Origin of the sequence: Dyadobacter sp. Leaf189 (assembly GCF_001424405.1) — a bacterium.
Lineage (GTDB): Bacteria > Bacteroidota > Bacteroidia > Cytophagales > Spirosomataceae > Dyadobacter.
The window spans coordinates 44,069-58,549 of the sequence record NZ_LMPS01000004.1; the positions used below are offsets into that span (position 1 = coordinate 44,069).

Here is a 14,481-nt window from a genome sequence, read left to right on the forward strand (position 1 = left end):
CTTTATTGTTGAATACATTTGTTGAAAGTAATGTCACAAATGTTCAAAAAAGGTCATTACGCCTTGATTTAGGCCATAAAATATACAGTGCCATGTCAAAATTTTACGCTTATATCCTCATTTCTGTCACTGCCTTCCTGCTTTCATTGGTACAGGTAAATGCAATTGATCCGCAGCTCAATTTCACTGCGCTCACTTCTGCGGATGGTTTGTCCTCCAATACCGTACACGCCATTTTGAAAGACCGCCACGGGCTGCTCTGGTTTGGTACCGACGACGGGCTGAACAAGTACGACGGAACAGAATTCACTGTTTACCGCAACGAAAGCACGAATCCGGCCAGCATTGCTTCCAATGATATTACCTCGCTGCACGAAGACCGCGCCGGACGTATTTGGGTCGGCACGATCCAGGGTGCACTGAACTTGTATGACCGTAAAAAAGATGCTTTCAAACGCGTTTGTGTCAACGAAAGTGTCTCTGCTATCACGAGCGATCCAACCGGCAAATTGTGGGTAGGTACCATTGAAGGGCTGGTGTGGGTGGATCCGGTTACATTTAAACTGACGCGGATGAGCCAGCGCGCAAACGCGCCTGTCGAGATCAGAAATCAGTTGATTTTGAGCTTTTACGAAGATAAGGCGGGACAAATGTGGATTGGTACCCTGAATGGTTTATTCATTTATTATCCCAAAACAGACCAGTTCCGGAAAGTCACCTATGCGCCAGGCAGCCACAGCCAGGTTAAGACGATCCGGGGTGACCAGTTCGGGAATATCTGGGTGGGTACATTCAATGGTTTGTACAAACTGACCGCAGCGGGTAACCTGCTTCAAACATTCAGATACCAGGCGGATAACGAGCAGACAATCAGCAGCAATATGATTTACGCCGTGGTGGCCGAAGGTCCGCAGACACTGCTGATCTGTACCGATGGCGGACTGAATGTGATGAACATTGAAAGCGGAAAAATCACCCGGTACGCGCCTGATGCGCGCAATCCTTACAGCCTCACTAACAAATCGGTACGAAGTATTCTCATTGATGGCCGGGGCATTTTCTGGCTGGGTACTTACAAAGGTGGCGTCAATAAATTTGATAAAAACCTGACAATTTTCGGACTGAAAAAGTCTGATACCTATGATCCCTACGGATTGAGCGCGCCTTTTGTGACTTCCTTTGCAGAGAACACCAATGGCGATTTGTTTGTCGGTACCGATGGCGGCGGATTGAATCTTTATCATCGGAAAACGAACCTGTTCACAAAAGTCCCGCTGTCGCCTAAAAGCAAGCTGGCTACGTCGGACCTGGCGGTACTTTCGCTTAAAATGACGGGAGAAAATTTATGGATCGGCACTTTCCAGGACGGGCTTTTCCAGCTGGACGTCGCCACGGGAAAGTACCAACAGTTTACACAAACAGCCAGCAAATTATCGCTGGGCAACAATGATATCTTTTGCCTCGCTACTGACCGCAATGGAAAGCTCTGGATCGGGACAAATGGCGGCGGAGTAAATGAATTTGACCCGCAGACCGGAGAATTTGTCAGGCATTTTGATGAGAATATAGCGGTGACCAGGCGAGTTATTCCGCTAAACGGATACATCCGGGATATTTTGGAAGATAAAAACGGCAAGCTGTGGATTGGCTCTCACGGCACGGGACTGGTCATTTACGATCCTGAACAACGCAAGTCCATTCATTTTGACAAACTCAACAGCGCATTGCCAGGGAATAATGTGCTGTCGATTTTTGAAGACAGCAAAGGGAATATCTGGGTTGGTACAGGCGGCGAAGGTTTGGCAAAATACAATCCAGGCAACCGGAGCTTCTCGGTTTTCGGTCAAAAAGAAGGACTGATCAGCGGTGTGATCAACAAGATCCTGGAAGATGCGCAGGGGCGGATCTGGGTGAGTACGAACCACGGGCTGAGCTACCTGGACATGGCGACGAAACGGTTTGTTAACTATACACAACACAATGGTTTGCAGGATAATACATTCGTCCTGGGCGCCGGGATCCGGACGCGCGACAATTTGTTATACTTCGGCGGGATACGCGGCCTTAATTACCTGGATACCCGTTTGCTCCGGCAAAACAACAACCCCATTCCCGTGGTTTTGAAAGTGCTGCGGGTCGGCAATAAATCCATTACACCTGCTGATTCCAATATTCTTACCGAACACATTTCAGTAGCCAAATCCATTCATCTGGACTACAAACAAAATTTTACCCTCACCTACGCCGCGCTGAATTATTCCGACGCTTCGCAAACCATGTACCGCTACCGGCTGAATGGGTTCGACGACGAGTGGCACTACGCAGGTCATGCCAAAACCGCGGGATACACCAATCTGAATCCGGGCACCTACCAGTTTGAAGTGCAGGCCAAGAACCAGAATGGCGCTTGGAACACACCGGGTACATCAGTGCAAATCGTGGTGGAGCCGCCGTTTTACATGACCATTTACGCCTACTTTTTCTATGCATTTGCGCTGTTCGGTCTGGTGTTGTTCATGCGGCACCGCGGTATCCGGAAATTGGAAAAGAAATTCAGGCAGGAAGAATTGGAGACGGAAGCGAGACGAAAAAGGGAGCTGGATGAAATGAAGATCAAGTTCCTGACCAACCTGAGCCACGAATTCAGGACACCGATCTCACTCATTCTTGCGCCGCTGGATCAATTGGTAAACCGTGGTTCGGACACCGGGAATATCCCACATTTACAGGGGATCAAACGCAATGCAAAGCGGCTGCTCAACCTGGTCGACCAGCTGCTTGATTTCAAAAATCTGCAACAACACGAATCACAACTTGAAACCGCGCCGGGTGAGATCATTTCCTTTGTTTGCGAAACTGCGGAATCATTTCAGTATCTGTCGCAGGTGAAGGGAATTGACTTTGTGGTAGCGCGCGAGATTGAAAGTCTGCAAATGGATTTTGACGCCAACAAGATCGAGCGCATTGTTCTCAATCTGCTGTCGAATGCATTTAAACACACTCCCCGCGGAGGTACCGTAACACTTTCCCTCTCGCAGCACGAAAGAGGCGGCTGGGATAAGTGGCTCTGCATCAGCATCAAAGATACCGGCGTAGGCATTCCGGGCGACAAGCTTGAAAAGATATTTGAACGATTTTATAAAAATGATTCATCCTCGGTACTGAACCAGGGCAGCGGGATTGGCCTGTCCATTGTCAGGGAATTTGTGCAAATGCATGGCGGGTTTATCAAAGTCGAGAGTACACCCGGCCAGGGAAGCACATTCACGGTGGAGCTGCCCTGCAAAAACACGGTCATACCTGCAACAGGTGAGATCACTGCGCCTGCCATTACGAATGTAGATCTGCCGGATAGTACAACTTCAATTATAGCTCCGGAGACGCCAAAAACCCTGCCGGACCAACCTGCCGACATTCTGATTATTGAAGACAATGATGAATTCAGGCATTATCTGAAAAGCAACCTGGAAGTGAATTACAAAATCATTGAGGCTGCAAATGGATTGGAAGGCTGGCAAAAAACGCTTGCACAGCATCCGCAGATCATCATCAGCGACATTGCCATGCCCGAAATGGACGGGATTGAACTAAGCCGGAAGATTAAATCTGACAAACGTACCGCGCACATACCCGTGATCCTGCTCACCGCTTCTACCGGCGAAGAGCACGAACTGCGCGGGTTGAACTCGGGCGCCAGCGATTACCTGACCAAGCCTTTCAATTTTGATATATTGAATGCAAAGATCAACAACCTGCTACTCCTCAACAGGCTTTTGAAAAGTACTTATTCCAAACAGATCGACATCTCCAAGCCGGAGCCTGAGATCATTTCGGGCACTGAAAAACTGATGAAAAACATCCTGGCTTACATTGACGAAAACCTGACCAACAGCGCTGAGCTCAGTGTGGAAAAAATGAGCAAACAGCTGGGCATGAGCCGCGGTACATTGTACAGCAAGCTCCTGGAAATGACGGGACAAACGCCCATTGAATTTATCAAAACCATCAAGCTTGAAAAGGCGGCATTGCTGGCCGAGAAGAGCGACCTGAACGTTTCGCAAATATCCTATGCAGCCGGATTTGCCTCACCCAACTATTTTACCAAGTCTTTCAAGCTCAAATTCGGTATGCTGCCCTCAGAATACATCCACGCAAAGCGAAAACCCCTACCTGCGACTTCTCCGGATTCAGCAATTTTGTGAGAATTACTATAACAAATGTTCAATTTGATCAACTTATAGTGACATAGGTTAAGTGTGGGGTTGACATTTCATTGAATTCGTACAACCTTTGACTAATACAAGTTTTTGTTCTTTTAGTCCATATCTGTTATCCTATGAGAGACAATGTACAATCGTGTTTAAAGAAAGTCGGGCTGTGGATGGTTTTCATGCTGTGCGTAACTGCATCCGTGAACCTCGCATTTGCCCGGGCAGCCGACAAGCAGGTCACAGGTCGTGTTACTTCCGAAGACGGTGAAGCCCTGCCGGGTGTTAACGTGACGTTGAAGGGTTCGAATGTGGGTACCAGCACAAATGCAAACGGGGAGTATTCCATACAAGTGCCTTCCGAGAGCAGCGTGTTGGTTTACAGCTTCATCGGTTATGGCAAGCAGGAAATCGAGGTGGGTTCCAAAACCCGCATTGATGTAAAGCTGGCCACCGAAAACCAGGCATTGGAAGAAATGGTCGTGATCGGCTATGGTAGCCAGAAAAAATCGTCGCTTACCGGCGCAGTATCGTCAGTTTCGCCCAAAGAACTGACGGCGCTGCCTGTGGTAAGTGCGGAGCAGGCATTGCAGGGCCGCGTGCCTGGGGTGCGTGTGGTCAACAACGGTAGCCCGGGCCAGACGCCGATCGTGCGCATTCGGGGTATCGGTTCCATTAACTATGCTTCCGGGCCGCTGTATGTGATCGACGGAATCCCTTCCGGCGACCTCAACAACCTTGACCCGAAAGATATTGAGTCGCTCGAAGTGCTGAAAGATGCGAGCTCGGCGGCCATTTACGGTTCACGCGCTTCCAACGGGGTCATTATTATTACAACCAAAAAAGGTTCTCAGGACGGAAAGCTGCACGTGAATGTCGATACCTATTTTGGTACACAATCAGCGTGGAAGAAGCTGGACCTGCTCAATACCGATCAATACATCCAGTATGCGACGACTTTGCTCGGAAATGCAGGTATCGCGATGCCAGGCCGTCTTTCGGACCTCAACAAACCTATCTACGAAGGTGCAACGCAAACTTTCGCGCAAACGCACACAGACTGGCAGGACGTACTTTTCAGGAGCGCGCCCATTCAGCAGCACCAGTTTTCGGTGAGCGGCGGTAACAGCGTTTCGAGGTTCTTCACATCTGCAGGCTATTTTGATCAGGAAGGTATTTTGGTGGGTACCAATTACAAACGCGCCAACTTCCGCATCAACTCCGACCATCAGGTAACGAAATTCCTTAAAATCGGGCAGACGCTTACTTTTTCTTATGATAAGAGTCGGGGCGAGCAGGGATTTGGCGGCGGACGCACACTGGTAATGCAGGCGATCCGTAACCTGCCCTACTGGCCGGTAACCGATCCAACCAAAGCTGGCGGGTACAGCTCTCCTACTTCGGCCGACGGAAGTGACCCGGATAACCCGCTTCGCATTGCCGAAATGGACATTACACGTAACCAGCGCATTAAATTACTTGGATCGTTGTTCGCCGAGTTGAATATCACCAGCTTTTTGCGGTATCGTTTCAGTTTCGGGGCTGATGTGGTGAGTGCATTGTCGAACGAGCAGTTCCCGATCTACAACGACGGCTACAAGTCACGGACGCAGTTTGAAATCCGGAACGGGCGCACCTCCTACTTCTCGCCGGTGATTACCAACCAGCTGACTTTTGATAAAACCTTTGGCAAACATCAGTTGAATATCACCGCGATCGTCGATAAGCAGACTTTCCGTACCAATACCGTCAACGGATCGGGTTACCGGCCGAACAACGACATTGACCAGATGCAGGGCGTTTCCAATCCGAGTGCGAGCAGCTCGCTGGACGAAAGTGCGCTTATCTCCTACGTGGGCCGCTTGAACTACGAGTATGCCAGCAAATACCTCCTGAGCGCATCGGTGCGTCGCGATGGTTCTTCCCGGTTTGCGCCAGGCAATAAGTGGGGTACTTTCCCTTCTGTGTCACTGGGCTGGCGGATCAGCGAGGAGGAGTTCCTGAAATCGGTTCCGGCCATTTCCGAATTGAAGATCCGCGCGAGCTACGGACAGACCGGTTTCAATGGAATCGGCAGCTATGCCTGGCAATCGCTGGTGCAGGCGGATAATTCCAACTACTACTTTGGCGGAAACAAGCTGCTCGGATCATATTTCAGCGCACTTGGTAACACCGAGCTGAAATGGGAAAGCACTGCGATGACCAACCTGGGTATTGACCTTGCTTTGTTCAACAACAGCATTACATTCACCGCAGAGCGCTACAACCGCAACACCGACGGACTTTTGCTCGAAGTGCCGATCCCCAACTCTCTCGGGTATTCTTCATCCCCACTGTCCAACATTGGTAAAATGAAGAACTGGGGTTATGAATTCCAATTAGGTTACAACAAAAATGACGGCGATTTTAAATGGAATGCTTCTGTAAACCTGGATATTACCAGAAATAAAGTAGTCAGTCTTGCCACAGAAAGCGCCACGATCTTCTCGGGAAAAAATGACGATTTTGGTGGTTTTGATATTACAAAGACAGAAGCAGGCCACCCTATCCAGTCATTCTACGGATGGAAAGTGGACGGTATCTTCCAGAACCAGGGCGAAATCGACGCAGCCAATGCGCTGGACGGAAACGACCAGACCAAATACCAGTCAGCTGCTGCACCGGGTGATATCCGATTCAAGGATATTAACGGCGACGGAGTGATCGACGGCAGTGACCGCGAGTACCTCGGCAGCTTTATTCCGAAGTTCAGCTACGGCGGTAATTTAGGCGGCAGCTACAAGGGATTTGACTTTACATTGTACCTGCAGGGTGTTCAGGGTAATAAAATTTACAATGGTACCAAAGTGATCGAGCAGGGAATGCTGCGGTTGTTCAATGCGGGAACCGATGTACTGAATGCGTGGACACCGCAGAATACCGATACCGATGTACCTCGCGCAGTAAGTGGCGACCCAAACAACAACAGCAAAACGAGCGACCGCTTTATCGAAAACGGTTCTTATATGCGGATCAAGAATTTCAGCATCGGCTACACCATTCCTTCAAAAGGACTGTCTGCGCTGACGCGGAATACCATCACAAGAGCCCGTGTATATGTGTCGGCCACCAACCTGCTTACTTTCACCAAGTACTCCGGACTTGACCCTGAAATCGGCGCCAATGGATCATCCACGGCAACCGGCACGCAGCTGATCAACGGCATTGACTACGGCATGTACCCGCAGCCAAGAACCTTGCAGGTAGGACTAAGTTTTGGCTTTTAATCACTTTTGAAAAGCACTGAAATGAAAAAACAGATCATCATTGCGTCACTGCTTTTAATCGGAATCACTTTTTCCTGCAACGAAGATGTGCTCGAAAAAACAAACCCGAATGGCGTGACCGTCGATAACTATTACAAAAACGGCGCAGAACTCACGAGCGGGGTTACCAGCGTGTATTCCATGCTCAAATCCAATAACCTGGTTGCACGTGAATGGTTTTTCCTGCACGATTTGCGGGGAGATGATGCGGCAGCAGGCGGCGGCCAGCTTGAAACGCCACGTAACCAGCTCCTGATTGGTACGCACGACAGTGGTAACTGGGTCATGAGCACAGTTTGGCAGGCTTATTACCGCTTGATCCACCGCGCCAATTCCGTGGTCGACAACTCCACTGCGGTAGCCGACATTGCTGAGGCAGACAAGGCGCGACTGCTGGCGGAAGCCCGTTTTCTACGTGCTTATGCCTATTACGAGCTCGTAAGTATGTGGGGCGGTGTGCCTTTGTATAAAAATTATGTACAAACCGTGGACGGTAGCTTGCCAAGATCTCCCGAAGCTGAGGTATATGCTTATTTGATTGCGGAATTGCAGGAAATCCAGGGACAGCTGCCCGCTACCTATAATGCGGCAAACCAGGGAAGAGCCAGCAAAGGCGCGGCACAAATGCTGCTCGCCCGCGTTTACATGCAGCAGGGCGATTATGCCAATGCAAAAACCGAGCTGATGAAAGTATACGACTCCAATGTGTATGCGCTGGTAGATAACTACAACGACAACTTCCTGGAAGAAACCGAGTTCAACAAAGAATCCATTTTCGAGGTCAACTTCTATCCTTCGGGCGGGGTATACAACTGGGATGGCGACGGCAATGGCGCAACAGCCGGTACTGAAACCGTGCGCACGCAGGAATATTCTGCAATAGGCTGGCGGAATGTGATCCCTTCCAATTCGTTGCTCAATGATTTTGAAAAAACGACCAAAGGAGATCCCAAGACAGACCCACGGTACGAAGATTCGTTTTATTTCACAGGCGAGAAGTATAACAATGGTAATTCGACGCTTACTGACGGACAGCAGAATGGAAGCTCATCGATGGTTGACGGCGTGACCAAGAAGGTAAGCTGGCAGAAATATTCGCTGATGTACAAAATGAACGAATCTTTCCTGACGGGCGGTATCAATCAGCGGATTATGCGTTTTGCAGAAACCTTACTGTCGCTGGCAGAAGTGGAAAATGAGCTGGGCAACATTCCAAATGCAGTGAAATACCTGAATATGGTACGCGCACGCAAGAGCGTTTCAATGCCCGCCTACCCTACTGCCAAATATCCGGTAGGTACCAAAGAGCAGGTGTTTGAGGCCGTAGTGCACGAAAGGCGCGTGGAGCTCAGCGGCGAGCAGATCCGCAACCGCGACATCGTTCGCTGGCGTAAAAACAAAAAGCTGAAATCCGAGCCGATCACCTATTTCCAGGCCAACAAACACGAATTGCTGCCCATCCCGCAACAGGAAGTAGATAACAATGCAAAAATTGAAGCCAAAGACCAGAACCCGGGGTATTAGTTTAAGACAATGCTAACATAATAGCCCCCCTTTTTTTGTCACACTGAGCGGACCGGGCCGCCGGGCGGTCGAAGTGCATATGCACTTCGACTCCGCTCAGTGTGACAAAAAAAGGGGATACTACTACATGAAAAAACAACTCCTCCTTCTTTATACACTCACATTATTGTCCTTGCTTTTTGCCCGATGCAGCAAGAAGCAGGATACGCTTTTTCTATCCCACACTCCTGCCGAAACAAACATCAATTTCATCAATAAACTTACTCCCAACGATTCCATTAACCCGTTTACTTTTACCAACTTTTACAATGGCGGAGGAGTTGGGATTGGTGATGTGAATGGGGACGGGAAGCCGGATATTTTCTTTGGCGGCAATCAGGTGAGCAGCAAATTGTATTTGAGTAAAATCGATACCGTTGCCGGGACATGGGCTTTTGAGGATGTTACTGTGAAAGCCGGCTTGACTACGAGCCGCTGGTGCAGCGGCATTTCGATGGTGGACATCAACCAGGACGGTCTGCTCGATATTTACATCAGCGTAGCCAGGCACGTGAAAATGCCCGATTCTGAAAACCTGCTGTTTGTTAACCAGGGAAACGGGGCAAACGGGATACCTGTTTTCAAAGAGTCAGCCAAAGATTACGGACTGAACGACAATGCATTTACCACGCAGACCGCATTCTTCGATGCCGATCTGGACGGCGATTTGGATGCGTATTTAATGAACACAGCGCCTGATCTGCAAAACCCTAATTTTATCAGGCAAACCTACCACGACGGCTCCTATCCGAGCACGGGCAAGTTTTACGTGAATGAAGGTATTGGTGAAAATGGCCTGCCCAGGTACACCAACATTTCCCGGGAAGCCGGAGTAAAATACGAGGGCCTGGGACTTGGCCTGGCTGTAAGCGACCTGAACAAAGACGGTTACCCCGACATTTATTGCTCCAACGACTTCATCAGCAGCGATATGCTGTATTTAAATGCAGGCTCAGGTACAAAACCTGCATTTCAGAATGTGATCAAAGAAGCTACTGCACACACCAGTCTTTTCGGAATGGGCGTGGACATTGCGGACATTAACAACGACACTTATCCCGACATTTTCCAGCTCGATATGTTGCCGGAAGATAACCTGAGACAGAAGAAGATGCTGGCTGGCCAGGATTACGACCGCAAGGAAATGAGCATTTCGGAGCAGTATGGTTACCAGCTGCAATACATGCGGAATATGCTGCAATTGAACCTGGGAACTGCAGATAAAGTCAGTGGCGCGCCACAGTTCTCAGAAGTAGGCCTGCTGGCCGGGATTTCGAAGACAGATTGGAGCTGGGCGCCGCTGATTGCCGATTACGACAACGATGGTTTGAAAGATATTTTCATCACAAACGGTTACCGCCGCGATGTGACCGATCGTGATTTTATTCAGTTCAAAGAAGACTTTTCAAGTTTTGGCACCAACAATTTCAAGCAGCAAAATGCATTGGAATTGATACAAAAGGTACCGGAGGTGAAAATCCCGAACTACGCCTATAAAAATGCGGGGAACCTGACTTTTGAAAATACCTCCAAAGCCTGGGGACTGGATGAGCTATCCTATTCAAACGGAGCCGCTTACGCGGACCTGGATGGAGACGGAGACCTGGACCTCGTCGTTAATAACATTGATTCTGAACCATTTATTTACCAAAATCAAGGCCGTGAAAAAGGAGGTGGCAACTACCTTTCGATCACATTAAAGGGCGAGAAGGGCAATCTTGCGGGTATCGGCAGCAGTGTTACGATCTGGCAGGGAGAGCAGGTGCAATACGCTGAAATGTTCGTCACGCGCGGCTTTATCTCTTCCGTTGGTACCGGGCTGCATTTTGGTTTGGGGCAAAACAAAACGATCGACAGTCTGCTGGTCACCTGGCCGGGCGGGAAGTCGCAGAAGCTTTACAAAGTAGCCGCAAACCAGCATTTGCAGCTGGCGCAAAAAGATGCGGGCAATCTCCCAAAGCAGGTTGAAAACTTATCAGAGCCACTTTTCACGGATGTGACGGATGAATTGAAGATTGATTTTAAACATGACAAATCCACTTTTATTGATTTCAAGCAAACTGCTGCATTGCACAAAATGCTCTCGAAAAGCGGGTTCGCCATTGCGGTGGGCGACGCTAATCAGGATGGGCTAGACGATATTTTCGCCGGGGCAAGTTATCAGAAAGGCAGGCCCTGCATATACTTTCAGCAAGCTTCGGGGACATTTACCAAACGTGAAATCGCGCAGGATTCGCTGCACGAGAATATTTCAGCAACCTTTTTTGATGCCGACGGAGACAAAGACCAGGATCTGATCGTGGTGAACGGCGGAAGCGAGCGGCCGGAAAGTGATCGTGCCTTTTATGAAGTGCAATTGTACTTGAATGAGGGCAACGGAAACTTCAAGCCCGCACCCGCTGCGACTTTCCCGACCATTTCTGTAAGTGGCTCGTGCGTGCTGGCCAACGATTTTGACAAAGATGGAGATACCGATCTCTTCATCGGAGGTCGCATGATCCCGGGCAAGTACCCGCTCCCGCCACGCAGTTACCTGCTGCGGAACGATTCCCGATCGGGGAAAATGGCATTTACTGATGTTACCAAATCGCATTGCCCCGAACTGCTTTCGGCCGGAATGGTCTGTGCAGCTACCTGGGCAGATACAGATCACGACGGGCTTGACGATCTTGTAATCGCGGGGGAATGGATGCCGGTGCGCGTTTTTAGAAATCAGAAGACGAAATTTCAGGAAACAGAGTCGGTAAAAACAGCTCTGGCTCCCTATTCCGGCTGGTGGAACAGCCTGGCAGCTGCCGACTTTGACCACGACGGGGACATTGATTTCATCGCTGGTAATGAAGGTACCAACACATTTTACCATGCATCAGCAAAAGAACCTGTGACCATGGTAGCCAAGGATTTTAATAGCGACGGCACTTTTGATCCGCTCATGGGCTATTATATGCAGGGTATCGCCTACCCCAGCGTGCCGCGCGATGCATTGAACCAGCAGGTGATTCAGTTCCGCAGGAAGTACCCTCATTACATTGATTACGCCAAAGCTACTTACGAAGATCTCCTCACCGCCGACGAGAAAAAAGACGCCTACACGGCACAGGCGACTTTTTTGAAAAGCGCGTACATTGAAAATAAAGGAAACGGACAGTTTGAAGTGAGCGCTTTGCCCATCGAAGCTCAGGTAGCGCCCGTGTTCGGAATTGTGGTAACGGACGTGAATGCAGACCGCAACCCCGACGTGATCCTTACCGGCAACTTTTTCCCGAATGAAGTAAATATGGGGCGGCAGGATGCTTCCACCGGACTGCTCCTGCTCGGAAACGGCAAAGGCAGATTTTTACCACAAAATCCTGCAAAAAGTGGCTTGATGCTCAAAGGCGACGCACGTTCTAGCGCATTGCTGCGCGGCGCAAAAAATCAGCAATACCTCGTGACTGCGGTGCATTCAAAAGGTATTGCCGTAAACCGGATCAAAACGCAAAACACAGATCAGGCACTATCCCGCAAGTAATTACAAGATTAAAAAAGCAAGTTCAACGATTTACCGGTTAGCGTAACGCAGCGCCACCACTCCTGAATTTAGCGTTTTGGAATCCAGCAATTTCAGCTTGCTCATTTGTGTATTTCCATCGAAAAGGCTGTTTCCTTGTCCCAATATGATAGGGTGAACAGTGAATTGGTACTCGTCGATCAGGCCAAGATTCATCAGGCTTTTAGCCAGCCCGGGGCTGCCGAAAATCACCAGGTCTTTGCCGGGCTGCTGTTTCAATTTGTTTATTTCTTCCACTACATTGTCCCTGATCAGCGTGGTATTGTTCCAATCTGCGCTTTCCAAAGTTGTTGAGAACACAATCTTCGGGATTTCCTGCACCCATTTTGCGTGTGCCAGCGAGTGTGCGTCCGCATTCGGATCATTCAGAACGGTGGGCCAGTACCCTTCCATTAAGTGGTAAGTGTTTTTTCCATACACAGGCGCGCCCACTGTTTGCACCAACTCATCGGCGAATTGCCGCAGTTCTTCATTGTATGTTAAGAAGCCCAGGCCCCCCTGTTGATCCCCCGCAAAACCATCGAGCGACATATGCGCAAATAATACCAGCTTTCTCATTTTCAGTATTGTGTTTGTTCCAAAAAGACATCCTTTCCACAAAACTATTTATTGCAAAAAGGAATTTAAGTAGGGATTTGGGACAAATGAAGAGGGAAGGGAGGACAGTGGCAATAAATATTCACAGGATTGGAAACAATTCAATAATAACGATAACTTTGTTTCACGGAACAGCACTATGTTTCTGCTAATCAGAACAATATAAAGGCTATTTAGATTTTTTAAGAATATTATTTCAAAGGCAACAATACACCGCTAGCACTTTATGAAAATTGACGAGAATCGTATGGAGTTAATCAATATTCTCCTTTACGTGATTTCAAAACTTGGGACTGCCGACTACCACAAGATTTTCAAAATCTTGTACTTTGCTGAGCAGGAGCATATCAGGCGTTTTGGACAGAAGTTGCTCAATGACGACTATGTTGCTATGAAGTACGGCCCCGTACCCTCCAATGCGTACGATATCCTGAAAAGCGTTTCGAATGGAGATTTGAACAACTACTTCTGCCTGGCTGGCGAACACTCTTTTAAAGCTGTTTCCGAGCCAAATCTCGACTATTTATCAGAGTCAGAGGTCTCTTGCATTAACAATTCAATCGAATCATTCGGCAGTCTCACATTCTCGGAACGAACTGACAAGTCGCATGACGATGCTTACAATGCTGTCAAGCTTAATCATAAAATGGACATTTTCGAGATAGGCAGAGTTGGCGGTGCCAGTGAGGATACGCTTCATTATCTGCAGGAAAATCTTGAAACCAAAAGAATGTTTAAATGAGCTTAGGGGATCACTTTCCTGAAAGCTTTCGAGAAGAGTTCGTTGAACGAAATATTGAGGTTGGATGTGTGATCAGGCTGTTCGTGAACTGGACTATTCCTCCCAAGGAAAAAAGATTTGTTATTGTTGCTATTGGCGAAGATTACGTAAGCCTGGCAATGGTGTTGATCAATACCAGGGTCAATGAACATGTGAATTTCTCAGACGAATTGAGAAGCCTTCATATACCCGTTGATAGCGCGGGCCGCGAATACTTGCACCACAACTCGTACATAGATTGCACAGATTTGCATGAAGAAAGCATGAGCCATATCAGAACAGTCTTGCAATCAGATTCCAGTAATTATCTCGGAAAAATGAATGAAGAGGATCTGGCAAAAGTCCACAGGTTAATCATGGTCTCCAAGACCATTAAACCATATAAAAAGAAGAAGTTCGGGTTCTGATCAATCAGTTGTGGCCGTCATGCTTACTAACCCGCTGGTCGTTTCAGCAGATATGCTGCATTCGCTCACA

The 14,481-nt window shown here is 48.6% G+C and carries 7 protein-coding genes; 6 read left to right on the plus strand and 1 reads right to left on the minus strand.

The window, feature by feature from the left end:
• Positions 1 to 92 precede the first annotated feature (92 nt).
• The 4 genes from ASG33_RS09605 to ASG33_RS09620 all read left to right on the plus strand — a co-directional run bounded on the left by ASG33_RS09605 (position 93) and on the right by ASG33_RS09620 (position 12,587).
• The gene (locus tag ASG33_RS09605) at positions 93 to 4,202 is read left to right on the plus strand and encodes a hybrid sensor histidine kinase/response regulator transcription factor (protein ID WP_056283648.1); all 4,110 of its coding nucleotides are present in this window, start codon (positions 93 to 95) and stop codon (positions 4,200 to 4,202) included.
• A 134-nt stretch (positions 4,203 to 4,336) separates the two neighbouring features.
• Positions 4,337 to 7,474: a TonB-dependent receptor gene (locus ASG33_RS09610; RefSeq protein ID WP_056283651.1), complete on the plus strand. Its 3,138-nt coding sequence runs from the start codon at positions 4,337 to 4,339 to the stop codon at positions 7,472 to 7,474.
• A gap of 21 nt (positions 7,475 to 7,495) precedes the next feature.
• Positions 7,496 to 9,037 carry a RagB/SusD family nutrient uptake outer membrane protein gene (locus tag ASG33_RS09615; protein ID WP_056283654.1) on the plus strand — a complete coding sequence of 514 codons (1,542 nt, stop codon included), beginning with the start codon at positions 7,496 to 7,498 and terminating at the stop codon, positions 9,035 to 9,037.
• A gap of 127 nt (positions 9,038 to 9,164) precedes the next feature.
• On the plus strand, positions 9,165 to 12,587 hold the full coding sequence (locus tag ASG33_RS09620; protein WP_056286307.1) for a VCBS repeat-containing protein: 3,423 nt from the start codon (positions 9,165 to 9,167) through the stop codon (positions 12,585 to 12,587).
• 30 nt (positions 12,588 to 12,617) lie between these two features.
• Here the strand turns inward: ASG33_RS09620 and ASG33_RS09625 are convergent, their stop codons facing one another.
• The gene (locus tag ASG33_RS09625) at positions 12,618 to 13,184 is read right to left on the minus strand and encodes a dihydrofolate reductase family protein (protein ID WP_056283656.1); all 567 of its coding nucleotides are present in this window, start codon (positions 13,182 to 13,184) and stop codon (positions 12,618 to 12,620) included.
• 286 nt (positions 13,185 to 13,470) lie between these two features.
• Between ASG33_RS09625 and ASG33_RS09630 the strand changes: the two genes are divergently transcribed.
• Together ASG33_RS09630 and ASG33_RS09635 are read left to right on the plus strand one after the other, a co-directional pair.
• Positions 13,471 to 13,965 carry a Panacea domain-containing protein gene (locus ASG33_RS09630; protein WP_162242735.1) on the plus strand — a complete coding sequence of 165 codons (495 nt, stop codon included), beginning with the start codon at positions 13,471 to 13,473 and terminating at the stop codon, positions 13,963 to 13,965.
• Positions 13,962 to 14,411, plus strand: coding sequence for a hypothetical protein (locus ASG33_RS09635; RefSeq protein ID WP_056283662.1), 450 nt, complete (start codon positions 13,962 to 13,964; stop codon positions 14,409 to 14,411). The genes ASG33_RS09630 and ASG33_RS09635 overlap by 4 nt, the downstream gene beginning before the upstream one ends.
• Positions 14,412 to 14,481 lie beyond the last annotated feature (70 nt).

What these genes read in the sequence shown, in the direction of transcription:
- ASG33_RS09620 (WP_056286307.1), top strand. Translation starts at nt 9,165, where the DNA reads ATGAAAAAACAACTCCTCCTTCTTTATACACTCACATTATTGTCCTTG.
- ASG33_RS09615 (WP_056283654.1), top strand. Translation starts at nt 7,496, where the DNA reads ATGAAAAAACAGATCATCATTGCGTCACTGCTTTTAATCGGAATCACT.
- ASG33_RS09630 (WP_162242735.1), top strand. Translation starts at nt 13,471, where the DNA reads ATGGAGTTAATCAATATTCTCCTTTACGTGATTTCAAAACTTGGGACT.
- ASG33_RS09610 (WP_056283651.1), top strand. Translation starts at nt 4,337, where the DNA reads ATGAGAGACAATGTACAATCGTGTTTAAAGAAAGTCGGGCTGTGGATG.
- ASG33_RS09635 (WP_056283662.1), top strand. Translation starts at nt 13,962, where the DNA reads ATGAGCTTAGGGGATCACTTTCCTGAAAGCTTTCGAGAAGAGTTCGTT.
- ASG33_RS09605 (WP_056283648.1), top strand. Translation starts at nt 93, where the DNA reads ATGTCAAAATTTTACGCTTATATCCTCATTTCTGTCACTGCCTTCCTG.
- ASG33_RS09625 (WP_056283656.1), bottom strand. Translation starts at nt 13,184, where the DNA reads ATGAGAAAGCTGGTATTATTTGCGCATATGTCGCTCGATGGTTTTGCG.